Genomic DNA, 22800 nt, shown 5'->3' on the forward strand with positions numbered 1-22800 from the left:
TACTTACTTTACATACTTATTTAGTGCTTCTTCTTTCAGAGTATTGAAATGTTCGAGATCATCGCCAATATATTCAACCTTATCTAATTGCTCTTCGTTAATAGTAAAACCTTGAAATGGTTCTTCTGGTTTTGTTTGCTCTATATTAAATTTCCCTTGGAAAGTACCATTGATTGCATAAGTGTTATCGCCAGTTTTTCTTAAAAACAAAAGATACTGATCCTGATCATTCATTTTCACGTAACCTTCCAATGTAACCAACACATCATCTTTAATCACAGCAGATTCCATAACTGTAACTGGATTATCTGTTGGTATTTCTCCCTTTAGAACTTCATCAATTTTAATGGAAGTTTGGCTTAATTGGTCTATTACCACCCCGTCATCCGTCTTCACATCATATAATCCATTGTCGTTAACTACATGCCCAATAACAACAATTTCTGTGCCTGAATCAAGTAAATTGAAATCCTTATAATAGATCAATTTGGCTTCATTGGTAGCGATCTTGTACTCTTTTGGTTGAATTGTTTTATTGACTGGTTGGACAGCCGTAGCCTTAGATTCAGATGAGATTTTTTCCTGACCTAGAGTAGTGCTGCCCGCGTATATCACAACTCCCATGGCAACTGCTAAGACGGGAATTATAGCTATGCGTAATTTCATTGTGTAACCCTCCTTAAATTAGTATTTCCATCCTACATTATTTTTGTCGAGTGTTGTAGGTGCTCCATAAATAGTAAGATCGTTTTTTCTCATAACTGAAGTCGCAGTATCAGGCTGATGTCTCAAACTAATGGCATGACCAATTTCGTGCAGAATCATGTCTTGTGTCTCTGCTCTAGTTAGTTTTTTGATACTAGCATTCGAAGAATTAACGTTAGCATTAGCAATTACAATATTTGCTTTATACCAGCTTACGCCAGGGGTTTCAAGCTGTGAACTAATTTCTGTTCCTGAAGAATTGTAAAGCTTAAAAATTCCGTAATAACCCAAGTTTGCATCGTTTACAGCATAAAACCTAAGTGTTGCTGCACTAGCAGAACTTTGACTACTCCATCCAATATTAGCAGTATTAACGGCATCCCATGAAGCGCGGGCGTCACTTAGATGAGTAGTGTATCCCAATCCTCCAATGGAAGAGTCATTGTACCAAGGGATTGCTGCAATTGTTGTACTAGAAAAACCATTACTAGCATAAAACGCATCACCATTTGTCAATTGAGCGTTTGTAACTGTTGGAAATAAAAGCATGAAAGGGATAGTTAAAAGCATCGGTTTATGAAACCATGATTTAATTTTTTTAATTTTCATTCAAAATTTACCTCCAATTTTTCAATAATTCTTTCTCCCTTCTTTGTATTGACCCTGTAACAGCATAGGAGTATTTCGCTTTTCAATGACCTAGACGATCCAAGCATGAGAAATGTTTCCAATTTCCAAAAATTCGTAACATCTAACCCCTTTCTGAATTTTTTTACTCTACAGTGTACAGGAAGAAAGGGAGGTTCTTTTCAATCAGAACCTATATAAATATAACTCATAAAATTACAATTCAAACAAAAATTCCTTTTAGTGTTCGAACAATAATAAAATCGTCATGATCAGTAGTTTGTTTACTTCCAGATATTGATCCTTATAAGCGTGGATACTTAATAAACCTACTGACAATATTTAGTTTTGTCTCCATAAACTAATATCACAAAATTACTATTTTTTTAATTTGGAAATTTTTACATTAAAACATCCTTTGTCCCAAGCTTGGACTCCAATAGATTGAATACCTTGTGTGATTACAGAGTTCTGAGACGTAACTGGGTGCGCTTGTGATAAAGTATGACCGACTCCGTGAGTTTCATTTGAAATCTTTTCAGAGAAAGACATATTATAAGCTTCAATTTGATTATGATAGATAGCGACAGAAGAATCGTAATATGCATTAAAAAAAACACCATCTTAACAAATTTTATGTCACTTACTAAATTAGTAGATAAAGAGGAACGCTAAGGGATGCCACTCTACGGTCCCACGCCAGGGTTCGGAAATCATAACTCTGTTGGGTGTGGAACCGAAAATGACGAGGTCTCGAGAGGATATTTCAATGTGGGAAATGGAGCATCTATTGTTCCTAAACATCCTGACGGAGATGAGGTTATGCAAAACAGACTTTTGGTTGGTTATGACACAATTAATGGAACAACGTGGTCTGCTGGAAGAATCGAAAACAGAAAAAAAGTCTTTCAGATCATATCTGAAAGACTTTCCACATTTCTCAGCTAATAAACAATCAACCAAATCTACCGCTAATATAATCCTGCGTACGCACATCTACTGGCTCAGCGAACATGCTTTGGGTAGCGGAATACTCCACGACTTCGCCGTTCAGGAAGAACACCGTCTGCTGGGATACGCGAGCCGCTTGCTGCATGTTATGCGTCACCATCACGATGGTATAACGCTCCTTCAATTCATGCGTTAGCTCCTCAATCTTGAAGGTGGAGACGGGATCAAGCGAAGCCGTTGCCTCATCCATCAGCAGAATATCGGGCTCCACTGCCAGTGCTCGTGCGATGCAGAGGCGTTGTTGCTGACCTCCGGACAGGCTTAGCGCAGAGCGCTTCAGATTGTCTTTTACCTCATCCCACAAGACTGCGGAACGCAGGCTCTGCTCCACAATCTCATCCAGCTTTTTCTTGCCATGGATACCGTGCTGTTTGGGACCGAAGGCCACATTGTCATAGATGGATTTTGGAAAAGGGTTCGGTTGCTGAAAGACCATGCCAATCTTCTTGCGAAGGGTCTCGACATGAACTTCACCACTGTAGATGTCGGTTCCCCCTACGGCAACTTTACCTTCAATCCGTGTGCCGGGTATCCGGTCATTCATCCGGTTCAGCGTACGCAGCAGGGTCGATTTGCCACAACCCGATGGTCCGATAAAAGCAGTGATTGCCCGCTCAGGAATTTCAATGGAAACATCCTTCAGCGCTTGAAACTGACCATAATACAAATTCAATTTGTTGATCTCAATAATAGGTTGCACAAGGCGCCCTCCCGGGTTGAAATGGAATGATTTGCAGATTTAGCTTAAACAGTTGGCGTTGTTCCATAGGATACCGATTAGCGCCATTCTCTTTTCATCAAGCTTGATTTTTACGTGCATTCAGCCACAAGGGTACACGAAACAGAACATTAATGAGCAACGCCACAAAGATCAGCACCGCTGTGGTTTTCTGCGCAATTTCCTCGGCATCCGGTACAATGGCTTCCGATTGAATGTACCAGAGATGTACGGCAAGGGTTCCTCCCGGCGATAGCAAATTAAAGTCCCACATCTCCCCGGAGGTAGACACCCCAGCGGTCAGAATAATGACAGCACTCTCACCGAATGCCCGGCCTGCCGTCAGGCAGATGCCTGTCATGATCCCGTTGATAGCGACCGGAAACAACACTTGACGGATCGTCTGGAGATGCGTTGAACCCAGCGCGAATGATCCATTGCGAAGTTCCACCGGAACTGTCCTGACGGATTCCTCCGTTACCCTGGTAAGCACAGGCAGGTTCAGGAAAGCCAGACTGACGGCTGCGCCCAGAATGGTAAGACCAATTTCGAAAAACTCCACAAACAAGGCAATACCGAACAATCCGAAGATAATGGATGGAACAGATGACAATCCCTCCACGCAAATACGAACGGTCTCGATCAGCTTATTGTTAGGTGCGAACTCTGCCAGATATATACCTGCCGCCATACCAATAGGGATAGAGATGAGCAGGGACAGAATCAACACATAGAACGAGTTGAACAGCGCCGGGCCGATCCCTCCTCCTTCTTCAATCTCACTCGGAACACCGTATAGGAAATCCCAGCTGAGCAGTGGCAATCCTTTGTTCAGTAGCAGAAATAACAGTCCAACAATAAATAAAATGACGACAATGCCAACGCCCCATACCATGCCAGTAAAGAGGCGATCCATCACCATCGATGAACTTCTCCGTTTGCCAAAAGAATAAGATGGGGCGACAGCATTCGCCTGCTTCTTCACACTCATACGTTTCGGTCCCCTCTCTTCTGAAGCAATCTTACGATAACGATCATCAGGATCGAAATCGCGAGAAGGATAAAGCCCATCATGTACAGACCATGATTCCAGGTGGAATCGAATTCGACGCTAGAGATTTGCATGACGATATTACTGGTCAGTACAGCTGTTGGTGTGAATAGACTATTCGCGAGCTGTGCTGTATTACCAATGACCATCACCACCGCCATCGTCTCACCGATCGCACGAGTCATCCCGAGAATGACGGCGTACATGATCCCACCTTTTGCAGCAGGTAAGACAACACGAGTCACCGTCTGGAATCGGTTCGTACCGAGTGCATAGGCTGCATCACGGTATTTGTTCGGCACAGCAGATATGGCATCATCGCTGATCCGGCTAATCGTGGGAAGTACCATAATGGTCAATACAATCGACGCAGCGAGTAATCCGTCAGCCAGATCACGTCCGCTAATATCCCTTAGCCAGGGGATGAGGATGGTCAGTCCCAGGAAACCGTACACCACAGAAGGAATACCCACCAGCAGATCCAATACAGGTCGTAGAATATGACGAAGCCATTTGGGTGTCATTTCGGCCAGAAACACAGCAATGATGACGGAGATTGGAATAGCGAACAACATGGTGAGACCCGTAAGAGCCAGCGTTCCCAGGATAAAGGTCAGTGCACCATAGTGTTCATTTTCCGGGTCCCAGTTGGTGGAGAAAAAGAATTCACGCAGCGACACATCCGCAAAGGTGAGAACGCCCGTACGAAGCATGAGAATCAAGATACATAAGAGAATCAAACATACAAAGATCGTACTGCCGATGCATACCATGCGAAACAGGTTATTGGACCACCTTAGTCGCGCCTTACGGTTAAACCGCGTGGCCGAATCAGCGGCCTTACCAAGGCTCGTGCCAAGTTCACTGGGGGTGGGGCTGTTCGTGGATGGATTCAAATCGATCATGAAGTGCTCTTCCTTTCACATAGAGAAGCCAGCTTGCGACCATGCGCAGAAGCTGGCTATCCCTTTTCTTATGAAATGTGAGAATGACGAACGTTTGATGCTCCGTTATTTTACAGCCGCAAGCGGAATGAATTTCAGCTTTTTCAGGGAACCGTTCTGGAACTTGCTGCTTTGGATGTACTCAATGAACGCTTTGGTTGCACCGGTAGGTTGACCTTTGGTCATGTAATATCCGATACCCCATACTTTGTAGGTTTTGTTCAGAACGTTTTTCTCTGTTGGTGCCACACCATTGATGGATACAGCCTTCATTTTGCTAGTTACATAAGGAAGGTCAATATAACCGATCGCATTCGGTGTCGTTTCGATGGTGGTTTTCATATCACCGCTGGAGCCAACTTCTTTGTAGTTGTCACCTTTGCTCATGAAATCCTTACCGTCGAGCGCTTTTTGCTGGAAGTTGACCCGTGTACCGGAACCAAACTTACGGTTAACAACAACGATGTTGGCATTCGCACCGCCGACGTCTTTCCAGTTGGTCACTTTACCGGAGAAGATGTCCTGCAATTGTTTCGTAGTCAGACTGCTTACACCCACATTTGTGTTAACGACAGCCGTGAATACTGTCACTGCTACTGGATTAGCAACCATTCCATCGAATTTCTTGAAACCAGGTACATCCTTGGATGCGTCCCAGTCCACAGCACCGATATCGGCAATCCCTTTACGTACGGATTGAGGACCTGTGATTGAACCTGCGGCGGAAGCCGAGATTTTGACTTTTGGATTATCTTTCTTGAATTCACTTGCAGCCTGAAGAGTCAGTGGAAGCAATGCCGAGGAACCGTTGATGACAATTTTACCTTTCTCTGTGCTCTTGGCAGCGGATGCCGTCGTTGCTCCTCCAAGTCCACCAATTAGCGATACAGCCATGAGCATTGCCGTGAAGGGTTTGATCCATTTTTTCATTTTCATAAACTCCTCTCGAATTATAAAATAGTTAATTATGATTTTGTGCTTATCACTCTTGGATCAAAAAAACTCACTTCGTAACGGCTCTCCAGCTGCCGCCCGCTTGAACCAGAACCCGGCCATTTTCAATTACAGCCAATTGTGATCCGGCAACGGTAATGGAGGAAACATCGGAAGATACGGTATACAGTTTGGTTTGTTTTCCTGTCACCGTGTCAATGGAAATAATAACGCTATTGCTGTCATCTTGCGCAGCCAGTACGTACAAGACGCCACCCGACAGAATCGCTTGCTCTACATCGTGAACGCCATACACCGTTGTTGCCTCCTGGGATGAATCCACAGATTGCAGCGAAGCATTGCCGTCCTCGGACGGTACACTTACGTAGTAGGCTTTCTGCCCATCAACGGAGTATACAAACACTTTGTCATCCGTTGAAGTCGTTAACTGCGCCGCTTCAGGTTTTGATATTTCGTTGTTATACGAAAATATTTGCTGTTGATTGGCTGAAAAGTCGATAGACACGTTGTCTTCATCTACATTGGTTGCATCAGAGGTCACCTTCCCCAAAGTCGTTACCGTGTAAATGAATTTTTTGCCGTCTGCAGACACATTCAGGTTTTCTTTGTAATCCACCTTATCTTCAACCAGCTTCTTAATTGCACCATCAGCCAGATTCAGACTCGCAATGACCGACCCTTTATCTCCTTGCAGGAAATAAATCGCGCTTCCGTCCGCAGACCATACCAGTTCCGGTTTGATGCTCGTGTCGTTTGTGATCAATTTCGAAGCCTTTGTCTTCAGATCGATAACGTAGACGGCTCCATCCGCATTTGTATACGCCGCTTGATTGCCACTCGGGGAAACGATAAGATCCGATCCGCCATCTGTTGTTAACAACAAATCGTATTTACCACTCGTGGTATTCACGAGATAATCGGTTCGGCCATTGTCATCACTCTTGGAAACGATCAGCTTGTCTGTTCCGGCAAAACGAGGATTTTCCGCACCTTCGAGCAATGCTACCGTGCTAACTTCAAGCAGTCCACTTCTCTTGACGATTGTGCCACCAACGCTGGATACCAATGGTCGAAGCGCAACGTAGCTTGTACCCCCAATGATCGTAACCGGTTGATTCAAATTCACTTTGTTGCCATCCACCAGAAGTTGTTTCGCGTTGTTCTGGAGTGTCACCGTGTGACCATTTAGCTTGATCACCGTCGTTCCACGTTGTACTTCCGCTTGTGCGCCAATAGCCTTGATCACATCACGGAGCGACACAAGGGTCTCACCATTCTTCACGATGGAGCGAACGACGACGCTATTTCCGTTTATTGTAAGCGTGGAGTTTTGCACCTGAGCTGTACTAGCTGCAGGTTTCACTGCAGGAGCAGCTGATACTGCACTGACCACAGAAGTTGTTAACACTGTGGCTACCATGGACACTACTAACACCTTTTTCATTGACATTGGCTTTGGTCACCCTTCTTTTCTCCATATAATTTGCCTTGTTTTGTCATGCCCTGTTGTCTGGTATTCTGCATGTATCATCAATATGAGAGCTTGTCCGCCTCATCCCCCCAAACTTCCACGTTCATAGTAAAAATGACCTATCACGTTTGTAATTATAGGAGCGAATTGTAAACGGGAAATCTTGGATTTGTTAACGAATTGTCAATGTTTTCATATCAACACATTCATATGATTAAACACAACAAAATGACCCATACACAATGTATGGGCCCTTGCGGTCATTATATGTTTTCTCACTCATTATACTGAGGCGAACACCTGATCAAACCCCGCCTTCGACTTGGCAAATAGTTCATTCGTACCAAGATTCGATGCTGGTGCCAAAACTTCCTGAGCCACCACACCATTGTAGCCAATCGTCTGCAGATTTCTCAGAAATCCACCCAGATCAATGACCCCTTCGCCGGGATACAAACGCTCATAATCCAGTAATTCCTCCACAGGCAGATCATAGGCATCATTGATATGCACATGAACAACCTGTTCTTTCTTCAGCTTTAACAGATCTTCCATCGGTAGACCGTTCGTATGCCAGTGATAGGAATCTACCAACAAACCTACGTTAGGCGCATGGATCGTCTCGATCCAGTCCAGCGTATCCTCCACACGCCAGATAAACGGATTCATCCATTGCGTCCGCAAGTGATGGCAGCCCACAAACTCCAGCCCTAACTTAATCCCGTAAGCATCCAAGATATCTGCGCAGAGTCTCAAGCGTTTCGTAGCCGCCGCCATAAATTGCGCTGCCGGTTGATCCGTTGAGGGTAAAATATACGTGCAACAGCTGTAACAGTCCAGCGAAGCAGAAGCTTCTGCCATAGCGACCAACGATTGCAATCCCTCACGAAACTGCTCATCTGTCGTCCGCCACTCTACCGTCAGACCCGATGAACCGATGATCACCTGATTACTTTCCAGCAGATGTTTCGCCCGTTCTTTGCCATACGTCTGAATCAATGAGAGCGGATTCAAATCTACAGATCCAAATCCGTGCTTGGCCGCCTCTGTGATATATTGTTCATCAGACTCGATGTTGCCCAGTCCCGCATTCGTTAATCCTCTAATCATCCCAATCTCCTCCTGTGACTCGTCTGGAATTGCAGCTTGTTCTAGCGTTTCCTATATCATTTTATAATAACAGTACTCTCCTAAAAAGAAACCATAAAAAAGAGCGGCAACAACGTTAATTCAACGTCATTACCACTCTACCTTCTCTATCTCACACTCTCCAGCGTATACCGATTATGCGGAATCTCAAGACCCAGATTCTCTCGGAGCGTCTCATGTTCATACTCCGTGCGGAACAGTCCTCGTTCTTGCAGAACCGGAACAACCAGCTCCACGAAATCTTCCAAGCCATTGGGCACCACAGTACGAACATTGAATCCGTCTGCCGCTTCGCCTTCAAACCATTCCTGAATCTGATCTGCGATCTGATCCGGTGTACCAATGAACGATGTACGCGGGGTAGACGCTAACAACGCCACTTCGCGCAGGGTCAGCCCCTGTTCCCGTGCCTGCTGCTTGATCTTGTCCGTTGTACTGCGGAAGCTGTTGCTGCCGATCTCCCCAATCTCGGGAAAAGGTTCATCCAGCGGGAACTGGGAGAAGTCGTAATGATCGAAGTAACGTCCCAGATAATTTAGCGCCTGATCAATACTCACCAGTTCGGCAATTTCCTGATACTTCTGCTCAGCTTCTTCCGCTGTTCTACCCACAATGGGACCGATGCCCGGGAAGATCAGGATATCCGATGCCTGACGTCCATACGCCACCGCTCTTGTCTTCACATCCCGGTAGAACTCCCTTGCTTCCTCCAACGTCTCATGTCCTGTGTACACGGCATCCGCCGATCGGGCGGCCAGATCTTTACCAGATTCAGATGAGCCCGCCTGAAAAATCACCGGGTGACCCTGCTTCGAACGCCCTACATTAAGTGGACCCTGTACCGAGAAATGCACTCCTTTGTGATTCAGCGTATGCAGCTTGGCAGGATCGAAGAATACGCCCTGTTCCTTGTCTCCGACAAAGGCATCATCCTCCCAGGAATCCCAAAGTCCTTTGACTACATTCAGATGTTCTTCCGCAATTTCGTAGCGCAGCGCATGGTTTGGATGTTCACCTTTACAAAAGTTTAGTGCCGAGCCTTCCAGAGGTGAAGTGACCACATTCCATCCGGCTCTCCCATCGCTTAACTGATCCAGTGAGGCAAATTGCCGCGCAACCGTGAAGGGTTCACTATAGGAAGTAGATAATGTAGCAACCAACCCGATGTGGGAAGCTGCCCCGGCGAGTGCGGACAGAAGCGTCAGAGGTTCGAAGCGATTGAGAAAATGAGGATTGGACTTCTCGTTGATGAAGAGGCCATCTGCAATAAAGAGCAGATCGAACTTCCCTTTTTCCGCGATACGCACCTGCTTCTTGTAGAACTCCAGACTAACACTCGCGTTAATGGGAATATCCGGGTGACGCCAAAAGGAAATGCTGTTCCCCACTCCGTTCAGATTAGCTCCCAATTTCAATTGTCGTTGCGACATATATCTTCCTCCCTATGTTGTGGTGATGACACTGCCCACGCTGCTCCCAGCAATACAATCCCTGTGAATAGAAAAATAAAAGAAATACCGATCCATCCACCGAGAAAGCCACCGATTAACGGTCCAAGCACGATACCGAACTGACTCGCCGTCTGACTCAGACTGACAGCCCTCCCACGAAAATCGTGATCAGCATATTTGATGATCAGCGCATTAAGCGCCGGATAAACCGCGGCAAAGAATAGACCATAAACAAATCGCAGGCTGCCAAAATAAATCAGATTATTTGCTGTCATTTGCAGCAGACTGCCTATCCCACCGCCGATCAGACCGATAAACAGGGTTTTTTCGTATCCGATCCTTCCACCAATCTTGCCCCAGCGCGGCCCCATGATGACAGTTGCCACACCAATCGCCGAGAAGACAATGCCTGCACTAAGTGTTGCACTGCCAACATCTCCACCAATCTGGACCACATAGAGCGTCAGCACAGGTTCGATGATAAGTACGGAGGTTGAGACTAGCAGAATCAAACCGTAGATTCGCATCAAGCCGGGCGTGGAAGCCGCTCTTTTCAAATCCCCTATGATCCTCGTTGGAACGATTGTACGAGCTTGTCGTGACTCCTTAACACCGAGGACCATGAGAGCCGCGAGGAACGTAATGACAGCTGATGCAATGAAGCATCCCCGCAGTCCGATCCAGTGACTCAGCACACCACCGGCAAGAGGACCAAGAATCCCGCCTGCAGCGCTGGCCGTGGAGATCACACCAAGTGCATAACCCACGTGTTTCTCCGGAGTATTGGTGCCAATCAATGTAATCGAGGCAGGATGAAAACCAGCCATGAGTCCCTGAAAGATCCTCACTGCGATAAACGTATATGGATCGTAAACAAAGAAGTTAGCCAGATGTGCAATGCCTAGCCCAACTCCTGAACGGACAAGCATCAGTTTGCTCCCATATTTATCCGCGAGTGATCCCCAGAAGGGTGCGCATAATCCACTGATCAGAAAGCTGATGGAAATGGAAATCCCCGACCAAGCTTCTAAGCCGCTCTGGATACCGAGATCATTTTGCAGAAATATAGGAAAGAACGGAACGGACAGTGAGTACGCCATATGATTGAAAAACAGGCCGAACCACAGAATATACAGATTTCGCTTCCATTGTGGCATCTTGGCATTCTCCATACTATATAATTCCTATATAAAAAGTAGGTTATTATCCATATTAGGGTAACGTCATCGGAATGTATAATAGAAAAGTTCAATAGACCCATTCAAGAATTAAATGAATGGGTCTGTTATATAACTTGAACTAAAGATTTTACACTGAACACTCCGTTCCTGTGTAAAAGAATAGTTCAACTTATATAGATGTACAGTATAAATTACTGAACTTGAACGGACATGAACACATCGACCTCATCTTCACTGTCCAATATAAATCCAAATCGTTCATACAATCGCCGAGCGGGACTTCCCTGCAATACATTTAAAATAACCTGTTTCCCCTGAACTTCATCCTGTTCTAGCAACATGCTCAGTACCTGCGTTCCTATTCTCTGGCCTTGGTAATCGGGATGTATGTAGAAATGTTCCAATAGATATGCCTCAGACTTGGGCTTCAATGCTACGCAACCTACCATGGAACCTTCCACTTCAATAATCCTCGTATGGGAAGGGTCGAACGTATTTCGGAAACGTTCACGTACTTTCACATCATCATATCTCCCCAGCCTGGTTAGATCATCGTACAGTACTAACGCCCGCAAATCGGCGAGTTGCTCTTGGTCTGCCTGGACAGCTTGACGCATTGTTATATGGTTCTTCATTGGTTAGATTCCTTTCCATTCGAGACGCGTTAGATTTTGAATGTCTTATCGCATGATAGGGATAGGACACTAAAAATCATACCTTTGGCAGCTCACTTGAGCAACATCGGATTTTAGAACGCACTTTTTTTCAAACATATTAAACTCCTCAAAAAATAAAAAAAAGCCCAAAAAGGACGGTACAGTCTTGCTTATACAAATAAGCAAATCCGCAACCGTCCCTTCTGGGATATAGATTATTTAAGAAAACTACGAAGCATGCGACGCTTGTGCTGCATGTTGCAATGCTTCCAGACCCAATGCGAGCGCACCACACAGACCTGCATGCTGGCCCAATCCGGGCTGGACGATATATTGGTCAATATGTTGCGTAATTGGGGCTGCATTCACATAACCATTCAGATTCCGTACAACACGCTCCCGGATTAGTCGAAACAGCTGATCTTGCTGCATTACACCACCGCCCAAGATGATCTTCTGCGGCGAATGAAGCAGGATGGCTGTGGTGATCGACTCCGCAATATAAAAGGATTCCATCTCCCACGCCGGATGATCTGCGGGCAGTTCACTACCGGGACTTTGCCAACGTGCTTCAATGGCTGGTCCTGCAGCCATCCCCTCCAGGCAATCGCCATGGTACGGGCATAATCCGGCAAAGTGATCGTCTGGATGGCGTCTTGTACGAATATGTCCACCCTCAGGATGTAACAATCCATGGACTCGTTGGCCCCCTGCTACGAGTCCAACACCAACGCCTGTGCCAATCGTGTAATATACACAGTTATCCAGTCCTTGCCCCGCTCCCCACGTCACTTCGCCAAGCGCGGCAGCATTCACATCCGTATCCCATCCGATAGGAACCGGAAATTCACGCTTCAAGGTTCCAACCACATTACAGTTCTCCCAACCTGGCTTAGGTGTAGTTGTAACGTATCCATAGGTCGGACTATCCGGTTGCAGATCAATCGGACCAAAGGAGCCGATCCCCAGGGCTTCCACATCTTTATCCCTGAAATAGTCGATCACCTTGGCAAGAGTGGTCTCCGGATGTTCTGTTGGAAAGCTGATCCGATCTTCAATCTGTCCATGCTCATTCCCTACACCACATACAAACTTCGTTCCTCCCGCTTCTATAGCTCCAATACGCATCGTTCTGGACTCCTTTCCTTCATTACTATTAATCTTTAGCTTTGGTCGGTGAGATCTCATAGATATGAAGTGAAGAGAATAGCAGATCGGTATTTTCGGCATGAACAGAGATGCCTTTGGAATCCACATCCGGATAGATCAGATCCGTAATAACGGCCTGACCATCATTTGCAAATACCTCCACAGATGAATGATCTACAAAGATACGCAAACTTTGGTTTACATTTACCTCTTTTAACTCAGCTGCATGGCGTCCCAGGAAATGTTCATGAAAATCGCCGATACCCGAGCGACTACGATCGATATACACTTCACCTCGGTTAGCGTCTACGCCAACGAGCGTTTCGTTGTCAGCTCCGCTTCTTAAGGCAAAATGGAACGACTGATTCGGAGCCCACTCTGCATGGATCTCATAGTTCACGAGTTGCAAAGCATTTAACTGCTCACTCACTTGCTGAATCGAAGCATCCTGTAGGGACAAAACTGACTTACGGGCTTGCTCAAGTTCACGTGCAGGACGTTGAATCAGGATAACTTCTCCGGCTCTTGTCTCCAGTGTCAGCTCCCGTGCAATGGTCATGGCTCCACGGTAATCATTGGTCGGCGTCTGATTGGCATACATCCAGTTGCTCATCCACCCCATAAACAGGCGTCTGCCGTCTTCAGCCGGAATGTCGGACCAACTAACTCCAGCGTAGTTATCCCGGCCATGATCAATCCAGCGGATCGTATGGGATGCCTCGTCTGGGATAAATGTACTTCCATCAAAATCTCCCGTAAAATATTGCGTTCTGGAGCCTTCTATAAAAGCAGGATCTGCACCAATGCTAACGAGCATCACCCATTTCTCCTGCCCTGAATCTCCATCCACTGCAAGCGGGAACAGGTCCGGACACTCCCACACGCCATCGTGTGAACCGATCCCTTCGCCAAATTCACTTCCTAGCGTCCAATCCTTCAGATTGGGAGATCGGTACAGACATACCGTTTGACCACAAGCGATAATCATAATCCACTCCTTGGTCTGCTCATGCCAGAACACTTTGGGATCACGGAAATCGACAAAGGACTCATGCTTTAATACCGGATTACCCTCGTATTTAGTCCAGGTTCTGCCGTTGTCTTTACTATACGCCAGACTCTGGGTTTGTATGGCATCATGCTTTTCAACTTCCAGGTGATGGGTGAAAATAGCAACCAACCCCGGCTCATCGTCGAAAAGTCCTGAAGTATTATTCCAGTCCACCACAGCACTCCCCGAGAAGATCATGCCATGTTCATCCGGCGCCAGAGCTACAGGAAGTTCCTCCCAATTGACAAGATCTCGGGTCACCGCGTGACCCCAATGCATGGGGCCCCATGTTGTACCAAACGGATGATGTTGATAGAACAAGTGATACTCCCCATTGAAAAAAACCATGCCGTTCGGGTCGTTCATCCACTTCTCTTTCGGTGAGAAATGGTATTCGTTTCTGTAATCTTGTTTAAGAATTGTCGACATTATGGTTTCTCCTCCGTACTTTTCTTTATTGGTTATTACGGTCATACCCGGCTTGTTTAATCTGTAGCCATTCTTGCAATCCAAGGCGATCCAACTCTTTCAGGTAAGCATCCCATTCCTGATCTATTTTCCCGTTTTGATACCACTCCGTACGCAGACGTAACACGTAGGCGAAAAGATCGGTCTCAATCGTGGACAATCGATCCAGTTCATCAATAGAGAAGAACACACTTGGATATACGTTCTCTGCTTTCATATGCGGAACCATAACCTTATCAAGAAGTTCCATACGCCAAGCTGCATCTTCTGGTTTGGTTGTGTATTTATCATAGTAACTGTCGAGAATGGCCAATGGTCCGGCGATACTGGTCTTTTGTCTAAGTTCCACAGGTGCAGATCCTTCCAGTGGAAGATGCTTCAGCATGCCTTTGGCTTCATCGAATTCAAAAATATTCTGCTGACTCTCATCTCCATAGGTACCCCAGTTGTTCTGCACAGATTGGAGCGGATCGTACAATTGGTCTACCCACTTCGCTGTGGATTCCAGGTTTTTATTGCTGCTGGTAATGACCATGCGACCACGATCAAGTCCAATTCCGTTTGTTCTTGTGACATTGACCTCTCCGTTAGGGCCGGCAACCGGAGGCAGAACATCATACGTATCATTCATGCCTGTAATGTTAGCCTTATCCCAAGTGAAGTACATGCCGTACTTGTTGTCCTTGCCTTTTGCCAGATACGTGTTCCAATCCTGCTGATACGATTCCACATCCACAAGACCTTCCTGAACCAGTTCATGAATGTATTTAACCGCTTCCTTGTAACCCGTATCGGCTGCTGTAAAGACCACTTTTCCTTCATTGGTCACCACCGTATGGTCCCAGTTCTCTCCGAGTCCAAATGCTGCAAAGAGAAATGTTAGATCTTCTCCACCCGGTTTGTTAATGAAAGAGAGCGGAATTTCGTCAGCCTTACCGTTGCCGTTCGGGTCTTGGGTTTTGAACGCAATCAGCACTTCTTTTAATTCCTCGGTTGTCGTTGGCATCTTCAGTCCGAGCTTGTTCAGCCATTCCACATTAATCCAGGGCAAGTTATCCACTGCCTGAATCCGTTGTTTGCCACTTCCGAGTTCTTCAATCCATGGGAATGAATAGATATGGCCGTCTGGAGCCGTGATCATGCTCTTGTATTCGGGAGCTTCCTCCAGCACCTTTTGCAGATTGGGCATGTACTGTTCAATCATATCTTCGAGCGGAATGATCGCCCCATCCTTCGCCAGTTTCAGGAGATCATAATCCCCATAACCTGCATCAAAAATGGCATCCGGCAAATCACCGCTGGCAACCGCCAGGTTTCTTTTTTCCGCAAACACATCACTCGTATAGTTCTTCCAGTTGATATGCACATTGGTTTTCTCTTCGAGTCGCTTGTTAATCAGCTTGTCGTTCGGATCAGCTGGAGCCAGCGGAGAGCTCTGTGTGATAAAATTCAATGTCACCTTGCCATCAGGGGATTGCGCCTCACTTGCCGCGCCGCCTCCACCCCCGCCACAGGCGGTTAGAAAGAGCATTGCAGATAACATGGAAATGGATGCCGTTGTAACGGCTTTTCTGGATTTGTTTACTTTTTTCATAATAATGACCTCCATGAGTTGGATTAGATCAACTTACTGTATCGCAGGCTGTTCACTATTTGAGGGAACCGACCATGACACCTTTTTCGAAATACTTCTGGAAGAACGGATACATAATGATGAGTGGCAGACTCGAAATGACAATCGCTGAGTATTTAATCATCTCGGAGAGCCGTTTCAGTTCTGCCATCGCCAGCTGATCACTGATCATGCCCGGTGCAGCCTGATTCTGAATCAGAATGGAGCGCAGAACGAGCTGTAACGGATGCAGGTTCGGATTATCCAGATAGATCATTGCATCAAAATAGGAATTCCATTGCCCAACAAACGCATAGAGTGCGAGTACAAAAATGATCGGTTTCGACAACGGAATGACGATCTGGAAGAAGATCTTCATCTCAGACGCGCCATCCACATTCGCGGCTTCTTTCAGCTCCCGAGGGACCCCTTTGAAAAAGGTTCTGGAGAGAATGATGTTCCAGACGTTAACGGCTCCAGGGATGATGATTGCCCACACCGTATCCAGCATGCCGAGATTACGTATGAGTAGATACGTTGGGATTAATCCCCCGCCGAAGAACATGGTAATGATAAAGATAATCATGAAAAATCCACGTCCCGCGAGCCTGTCATCCGACAATGCATAACCTGCAAATATGGATACGGTCACGGTGATCAGTGCAAAGGAAACCGAATACAATACCGCATTTGCAAACCCCCGAATCATGGCTGGATTGGACAAAATCATCTGATATCCGTCCAGACTCCAGTCCGATACATTAAAGGACAGTCCACGATTCAGTAGCACCGTGGGGTCCATGAATGAGGCGATAACAATATAAATCAGGGGAACAACCACAACCAGTACAGCACAGGTGAGAAAGATGGCATTGAGTGTGAGGATCAATCGATCCATTCCCGTGTGTTTAACAACCATGGATAATACTCCTTTCCTAATAGAGGCCTTCGCCTTCATTCAATTTCTTCACAATCAGATTCACCGTCACCAGCAAGATCACATTGATCACCGAGTTGAACAATCCAACTGCCGCAGAATAAGCGTAATCTCCAGACTGTAGCCCCACCTTGTAGACATACGTGGCAATAATCTCGGAGGAAGGCAGGTTCATGGACGTCTGCATCAGATAGGCCTTCTCAAATCCAATGGACATAATGCCACCGGCTGCAAGAATAAAGACGATAGCCATAATCGGACGAATCGTTGGAAGGTCAATGTGGCGAATACGCTGAAGGAGATTGGCTCCATCCAGATTAGCCGCATTGTGAAGCTCTGGATCAACATTGGCTAAAGCTGCGACGTAAATGATCGAAGCCCAACCCGCTCCAGTCCAGATATCGGACAAAATGTAGATCCAGCGGAAATATTCCGGTTCAGACATGAACATGATTGGCTGACCTGTAATCCATGTGGCTAATTGATTAATCGGCCCTGTCGGTGAGAGGAAGATGAACAACATACCCACCACGACAACAACCGAGATGAAATTGGGTGCATACAGAAACAATTGAATATTTTTCTTGATGCCAGCTTTGCGTACCTGATTCAGCATGAGTGCCAGTAAAATGGGCACCGGGAAACTGAATATCAATCCCAAAAAGCTGAGTTTAAGCGTATTCATTAAAATGATATCGAAATTGGGTGAAGCTATAAATTTCTCAAAATGCTTCAGTCCTACCCAATCACTGCCCATGATGCCTTTGATCGGACTGAAATCCTTAAACGCAATGATGGCTCCGTACATCGGAATGTACTTGAAGATAAGAGTCAAAATTAAGGCTGGTGCAAGCAACATATATAAAAAGTAATTTTTTTTGAGCTGCTGCAACCTATGACCGCTTGTCGTCCTCACTTTCAGTACCCTTCCTTCGCCCTTTTTTCTGTCGGCTATGTTATCCAACACGATACCCCCGTTCATTCTAGAAGTTGACAATTGTTTTCAGTAAGGGCTTTCAATATTTACAATTGCCTATTTAATAATTTACAATTTATCAGTTATCTACGGATTTAGTCAATACGTTTTGTAAAAAATATTTGTGCATTTGATCACTTTATCTTTGCATCAATGTAACTGAAAGGGATTAAATTCGCATATGTACAGCACTCAATCGTTAATACTAGCATAGGTATTTCTACATCATTACTGTAATAGATCATCATTGTTACACTAGTTAACGAAACTTCTGGAACAATTATGAAAATGAAATTCGCCCATCTAAATGTAAATACAATTGTGCATTTGTAAAACAGAGATTGCTATTTGTCCCGTTCTATTATACATTTGACTTAGAGAAGATTATGGATGACTATTGAGGATTAGAGGTGAAGCATTAGATGGCTAAGGAAAAAGTCACGATACAAGACATCGCTGATGCTTTGGGGATCTCCAGGAACACGGCTTCCAAAGCATTAAACGATAGCGGAAACATCCCGGATGAGACCCGAAATCGTGTAATAAAAAAAGCAATTGAACTTAAATATAAGCAATTCGCCTACATGGAAAATGAGCTTGTTCTAACGAAGACTCCGGGCAATATCGCCCTGTTAACTGAAAACCTGCCGAATACATCTCACTTTGGTTCGTTGTTGATCAGCGGTTTGGAGAAAAGAATCAGTGCGGAGGGATACAATCTCTCGATTCATATCGTGCGTGAAGACGATCAAGATACGCTTACACTTCCCAACAATTTTGATATTGCTAAAATAGACGGCATCATTTGCATTGAATTATTTGATCTGGAATACACTCAATTGATTACCGATCTGGGCATCCCCACGATCTTTATCGATTGCGCTTCCAACATATGTTATCCCGAATTCCAAGCAGATTTGCTCCTTATGGAGAATGAACATAGCATCTATCAGATAACCAAAAAATTAATTGAGAGCGGCTTCACAAGTATCGGATTCGTGGGAGATTACAATCACTGCAAGAGTTTTAATGAACGATGGGTTGGATATCATCGTGCGATGCTGGAGTCGGGGTTGCAGGTGGACCTGTCTCATTGCATCCTGGATAATGATCGCCTGTGTTTCTCTAAGCCAGGATGGTTGAACCAGCGAGTGGCAGAGCTGGCCTCCCTACCTTCTGCTTACGTATGCGCTAATGACTTTTTAGCAGTTGATCTGATCAGGGCGTTAAAAGACAGAAATGTCGCTGTGCCACAGGATATTGCGATATGCGGATTCGATAATGCGCCCCAATCCCGAATTATTGAGCCTGCATTAACGACCGTTCATATTTACAGTAATGAGATGGGCATCAAGGCTGCAGAGATGCTGTTATCCCGGATTAATAGCCCAACACAACCGTATCAGGTCTCACACATTGTGACCAAACCCATCATCAGGGAGTCTACGCCAGCAATCATGGCCGATCATTCTCAGATGGTTCATCGTTCTGCAAAATAAAAAAAACGTATGTCTCACGAGTAACAACTCGTGAAGCATACGTTTTTTTGTGATTTCGATTTGGCTGGATGTAAACTCTATCCTATCCATCGCGGCCCACATAAAAATGATCTCGGAACTAGATCTCTTTCAAGATGCCTTTTACCAAACCGATAAAGGTTGTTTTCACTTGGGCAGCCACTTCAATGACTTCGTCATGACTTAACGGCTGATCCAGAATGCCACAGGCCATGTTGGTCAGACAGGAAATGCCTAGTACCTTCATACCGCCATGGATGGCAACAATGGCTTCAGGTACCGTAGACATCCCCACAGCATCCGCACCCATCGTACGAATCATGCGAATCTCTGCTGGTGTCTCATATGCCGGGCCACTCCACCATGCATAGACACCTTGCTGCAGACCAACATTCTGTTCTTCTGCAACCTTAAGGGCAATGCTGCGCAGTTCGCGATTGTATACCTGTGATACGTCTGGGAAGCGCACACCCAGTTCAGCATTATTCGGTCCCATCAACGGGTTATTGCCCACCAGGTTAATATGATCTGTAATCAGCATCAGTTGTCCCGGCTCAAAGCTTGTGTTGATCGCTCCGCAGGCATTGGTGATAAGCAATTGCTCGACACCCAGCGCCTTCATGATGCGGACAGGGAAAGTCACTTCGTCCAATGTAAAACCTTCATAATAATGAAGGCGGCCTTTCATCGCTACAACCGTTTTGCCCATCAGTTCACCAATAACCAATTCATTGGCATGACCGATAGCCTCCGATTGAGCAAAATACGGAATCTCTGTATACGGAATAACGGTCGCATTTTCAATCTCGTCCGCGAGCGCTCCCAATCCCGAACCCAGAATCATGCCTACGGCAGGTTTGGTATGAATTCGGTTTAATATGTAATCTCTTGCTTCCTGAATATGTGCGGATTGATGCATAATGATATCCTCCTGATGATCTGAATTGAGTTAACAAAAACTGAGATAATGAGGTACTACTCATCAAGTGTAATGAACAATGGTCTTGATGTAAATGGAAGCTGTCCTATATACAATAAAAAAACGACCCTATGCTCCAGAATCGTTTAAAAACATGGACATACCCTAATCCAATGTATATTTGTTTCTACTTTTCATGTAATCGATTGTCATGATAAGCAACAGCATGAATGTAGCAAACATCAGCGGTTGGGCAAAAGTACCTTCTTCAAAGATATAATAACTAAATGCAAAATTTCCGGCAAAAGTAATTAAATAGTTTCGGATGTAATCCATCTTCTCATCTCATTTCAGGAAAGAATTTGGTTCACCATTTCTCCAACCTTATCACACAATTCCATTTAATACCATATTCTTATCATCCACACAAATCAACGCCTCGATCATGCATGAGATAGCCCTACTGTATAATCTATATTGACTACAGCAAAAAATCGGCCACATCGTGACCGATTCTCTCCACTTCCCTGATGTTCAGGTCATAGGGTTAATGATACGCCAAAATGATTCCTTTGGCTGCAACTGCTGATCAAAAACAAAGGGCCAATTTTTACGCCCACGAACCGGGAAATGGTCCAGCCAGGTGTAATTGTCCGCTACTCCCCAGAATGTCACAGAGGTAATGGATGATTTGTATTCACGGAACAAATTAAAGATTTCTTCATATCGACGCTCCTGTAGCTCAGCCATCTCCGAAGTTGGCGCGGTGAGATCCGTTCGACGATCCTCATAACGAAACACGGACATATCCAGCTCCGTAACATGCAACTGTACATCCAGTGAAGCATAACGCTCAATAGCCATTCGGATCTCCTCAATGGAAGGACCATGAATATTCCAATGCCCCTGCAACCCAATCCCGTGTACAGGCGCTCCCTTGTCCAGCAAAGAACGAACCAGATTGTAGATTTTCTCCCGTTTGACCGGATCCGTCTCATTGTAGTCATTATAGAAAAGAAGCGCATTGGGATCAGCTTCATGTGCCATACTGAACGCTTGCAGCAAATAATCTTCCCCCACCAGCTCTAACCACTTCGTGTCCCGCATGAACAGGTCGGTCTTATCTTCAACAGCTTCATTAACGACATCCCAGGCATATATTTGCCCCTTATACCGACCTACTACCGTATCAATATGTTGCTTCAAGCGAGATAATAGCAGCTCTCTGGAAGCAGGAGCACCTGAGGTATCCTCAAAGACCCATTTCGATGTTTGATTATGCCAGACCAACGTATGTCCGCGAACCCCAATCCCTTGGGCAACAGCAAAATCAACAATTTGATCCGCCGCCTCAAATGTATACCGATCCTCTTCCGAGTGAATTTCTTCGAATTTCATCTGATTTTCAGCCGTGATGCTATTGAAGTGTTTGGCGATGAAATCCCCTTCGGACTGCAACATTCTGGTATGTACAGCAGCACCTATTTTGAACGTGTCGGCGTAAGCAGCATGTAGTGATGGAATTTCGGTTGGCATTTACAATTCCTCCCTGCCATTTTTTATCCATCATATCGTTTGTTGAATACGCTTACAATGAACAAATTATACTTCTTCCCCCTCATATTTAACTATTTATAATCCTCGCCCGTGTTTGCACAACAAAAACACCTCCAGGTTTGTTCCACTGCTCATCGCAACAGAATGTTTCTCGGAAGGTGTTTTGTGATCGGGATGTTCATTTAAATTCAACTCATGTACAAAGAAGGTATGAAGCGTTACAACTTGTCTACCTGTAACAAGGTCACCTGTTTCACTGTACATGCCGGGCTGATCTGATCTTCGGACAGAATGTTCAGCTTGATCAGGCTTTTCAGCTTATGGCTGTCTACCTTGGACAACAATCGCCAGATGTCCGGGTCTGGAAGAGAAGCATACAGCTTCTGATCATCGTATTCCTTCCGGTTCTGAAGCACTGTTTTCACCGTGTAACCACCAACCTGCGTCTCATAGACCCCTTGTTCTGCACAATACACGACAATCTCATCTCGTAGTACAGACAACTGCTGCTCAATATCTTTTTGCTGCTGCTTCAGGTCAAAGTAAGTTTGCACTTTCTGCTCCATATCGATCACGCTCCTCTATTATCATAGGTATGCGAGGATCGCTGGTTTAGGACAGGCTGTTTATTTTATTTGAGAAAAGTGGTCTTTCTATTACTTAATTGTATACTGTCGTTATTGTGTATCCCCGTAT

Annotated in this window: 21 protein-coding genes; 2 read left to right on the plus strand and 19 right to left on the minus strand. The window is 45.3% G+C overall.

The features are described 5' to 3' along the window. Nucleotides 1-3: 3 nt before the first annotated feature. Both PAHA3_RS17060 and PAHA3_RS17065 read right to left on the minus strand, forming a co-directional pair. Complete coding sequence (locus PAHA3_RS17060) at nucleotides 4-666, minus strand: hypothetical protein (protein ID WP_062835769.1); 663 nt, start codon at nucleotides 664-666, stop codon at nucleotides 4-6. An 18-nt stretch (nucleotides 667-684) separates the two neighbouring features. Further along, entirely contained in the window at nucleotides 685-1314 is a 630-nt protein-coding gene (locus tag PAHA3_RS17065; RefSeq protein WP_062835770.1) for a hypothetical protein, read from the minus strand. Nucleotides 1315-2010: 696 nt separating this feature from the next. On the opposite strand from PAHA3_RS17065, the gene PAHA3_RS17070 reads away from it, so the two are divergent. Then, the gene (locus tag PAHA3_RS17070) at nucleotides 2011-2280 is read left to right on the plus strand and encodes a hypothetical protein (RefSeq protein WP_062835771.1); all 270 of its coding nucleotides are present in this window, start codon (nucleotides 2011-2013) and stop codon (nucleotides 2278-2280) included. 7 nt (nucleotides 2281-2287) lie between these two features. Here the strand turns inward: PAHA3_RS17070 and pstB are convergent, their stop codons facing one another. The 14 genes from pstB to PAHA3_RS17140 form a co-directional block, all read right to left on the minus strand. Then, nucleotides 2288-3043: a phosphate ABC transporter ATP-binding protein PstB gene (gene pstB, locus PAHA3_RS17075; protein ID WP_062835772.1), complete on the minus strand. Its 756-nt coding sequence runs from the start codon at nucleotides 3041-3043 to the stop codon at nucleotides 2288-2290. A gap of 97 nt (nucleotides 3044-3140) precedes the next feature. Continuing rightward, entirely contained in the window at nucleotides 3141-4052 is a 912-nt protein-coding gene (pstA, locus tag PAHA3_RS17080) for a phosphate ABC transporter permease PstA (RefSeq protein ID WP_062835773.1), read from the minus strand. Further along, nucleotides 4049-5017, minus strand: coding sequence for a phosphate ABC transporter permease subunit PstC (gene pstC, locus PAHA3_RS17085; protein ID WP_062835774.1), 969 nt, complete (start codon nucleotides 5015-5017; stop codon nucleotides 4049-4051). Before pstC ends, pstA begins: the two co-directional genes overlap by 4 nt. 105 nt (nucleotides 5018-5122) lie before the next feature. Next, entirely contained in the window at nucleotides 5123-5986 is an 864-nt protein-coding gene (locus PAHA3_RS17090) for a phosphate ABC transporter substrate-binding protein (RefSeq protein ID WP_017686974.1), read from the minus strand. A gap of 73 nt (nucleotides 5987-6059) precedes the next feature. Further along, nucleotides 6060-7454: a stalk domain-containing protein gene (locus tag PAHA3_RS17095; protein WP_235599457.1), complete on the minus strand. Its 1395-nt coding sequence runs from the start codon at nucleotides 7452-7454 to the stop codon at nucleotides 6060-6062. Between the two features lie 309 nt (nucleotides 7455-7763). Then, the gene (locus PAHA3_RS17100; RefSeq protein WP_062835775.1) at nucleotides 7764-8591 is read right to left on the minus strand and encodes a sugar phosphate isomerase/epimerase family protein; all 828 of its coding nucleotides are present in this window, start codon (nucleotides 8589-8591) and stop codon (nucleotides 7764-7766) included. Between the two features lie 146 nt (nucleotides 8592-8737). Beyond that, nucleotides 8738-10060, minus strand: coding sequence for an LLM class flavin-dependent oxidoreductase (locus tag PAHA3_RS17105; protein ID WP_062835776.1), 1323 nt, complete (start codon nucleotides 10058-10060; stop codon nucleotides 8738-8740). Further along, a complete protein-coding gene (locus PAHA3_RS17110) occupies nucleotides 10042-11238 on the minus strand; it encodes an MFS transporter (RefSeq protein ID WP_062836152.1) in 1197 nt (398 codons plus the stop codon). Before PAHA3_RS17110 ends, PAHA3_RS17105 begins: the two co-directional genes overlap by 19 nt. A gap of 215 nt (nucleotides 11239-11453) precedes the next feature. Beyond that, nucleotides 11454-11879, minus strand: a complete 426-nt coding sequence (locus PAHA3_RS17115) for a GNAT family N-acetyltransferase (protein ID WP_062836153.1) — start codon at nucleotides 11877-11879, stop codon at nucleotides 11454-11456. 267 nt (nucleotides 11880-12146) lie between these two features. Beyond that, nucleotides 12147-13046, minus strand: a complete 900-nt coding sequence (locus PAHA3_RS17120) for an ROK family protein (RefSeq protein ID WP_062835777.1) — start codon at nucleotides 13044-13046, stop codon at nucleotides 12147-12149. A gap of 28 nt (nucleotides 13047-13074) precedes the next feature. Then, a complete protein-coding gene (locus PAHA3_RS17125; protein ID WP_062835778.1) occupies nucleotides 13075-14547 on the minus strand; it encodes a glycoside hydrolase family 32 protein in 1473 nt (490 codons plus the stop codon). Between the two features lie 25 nt (nucleotides 14548-14572). Continuing rightward, nucleotides 14573-16180: an ABC transporter substrate-binding protein gene (locus PAHA3_RS17130; protein ID WP_153028233.1), complete on the minus strand. Its 1608-nt coding sequence runs from the start codon at nucleotides 16178-16180 to the stop codon at nucleotides 14573-14575. A 55-nt stretch (nucleotides 16181-16235) separates the two neighbouring features. Then, a complete protein-coding gene (locus PAHA3_RS17135; RefSeq protein WP_036617174.1) occupies nucleotides 16236-17117 on the minus strand; it encodes a carbohydrate ABC transporter permease in 882 nt (293 codons plus the stop codon). Nucleotides 17118-17133: 16 nt separating this feature from the next. Next, nucleotides 17134-17994, minus strand: a complete 861-nt coding sequence (locus PAHA3_RS17140) for an ABC transporter permease (RefSeq protein ID WP_223200008.1) — start codon at nucleotides 17992-17994, stop codon at nucleotides 17134-17136. A gap of 539 nt (nucleotides 17995-18533) precedes the next feature. On the opposite strand from PAHA3_RS17140, the gene PAHA3_RS17145 reads away from it, so the two are divergent. Next, a complete protein-coding gene (locus PAHA3_RS17145) occupies nucleotides 18534-19610 on the plus strand; it encodes a LacI family DNA-binding transcriptional regulator (protein WP_062835780.1) in 1077 nt (358 codons plus the stop codon). Nucleotides 19611-19728: 118 nt separating this feature from the next. Here the strand turns inward: PAHA3_RS17145 and PAHA3_RS17150 are convergent, their stop codons facing one another. The 3 genes from PAHA3_RS17150 to PAHA3_RS17160 all read right to left on the minus strand — a co-directional run bounded on the left by PAHA3_RS17150 (nucleotide 19729) and on the right by PAHA3_RS17160 (nucleotide 22670). Then, complete coding sequence (locus PAHA3_RS17150; RefSeq protein ID WP_062835781.1) at nucleotides 19729-20547, minus strand: purine-nucleoside phosphorylase; 819 nt, start codon at nucleotides 20545-20547, stop codon at nucleotides 19729-19731. A gap of 534 nt (nucleotides 20548-21081) precedes the next feature. Beyond that, nucleotides 21082-22083: an endo-1,4-beta-xylanase gene (locus PAHA3_RS17155; RefSeq protein ID WP_062835782.1), complete on the minus strand. Its 1002-nt coding sequence runs from the start codon at nucleotides 22081-22083 to the stop codon at nucleotides 21082-21084. A gap of 239 nt (nucleotides 22084-22322) precedes the next feature. Then, nucleotides 22323-22670: a hypothetical protein gene (locus tag PAHA3_RS17160; protein ID WP_082762835.1), complete on the minus strand. Its 348-nt coding sequence runs from the start codon at nucleotides 22668-22670 to the stop codon at nucleotides 22323-22325. Nucleotides 22671-22800: the final 130 nt, after the last annotated feature.

It is taken from the genome of Paenibacillus amylolyticus, assembly GCF_001570725.1.
Taxonomy (GTDB): domain Bacteria; phylum Bacillota; class Bacilli; order Paenibacillales; family Paenibacillaceae; genus Paenibacillus; species Paenibacillus amylolyticus_A.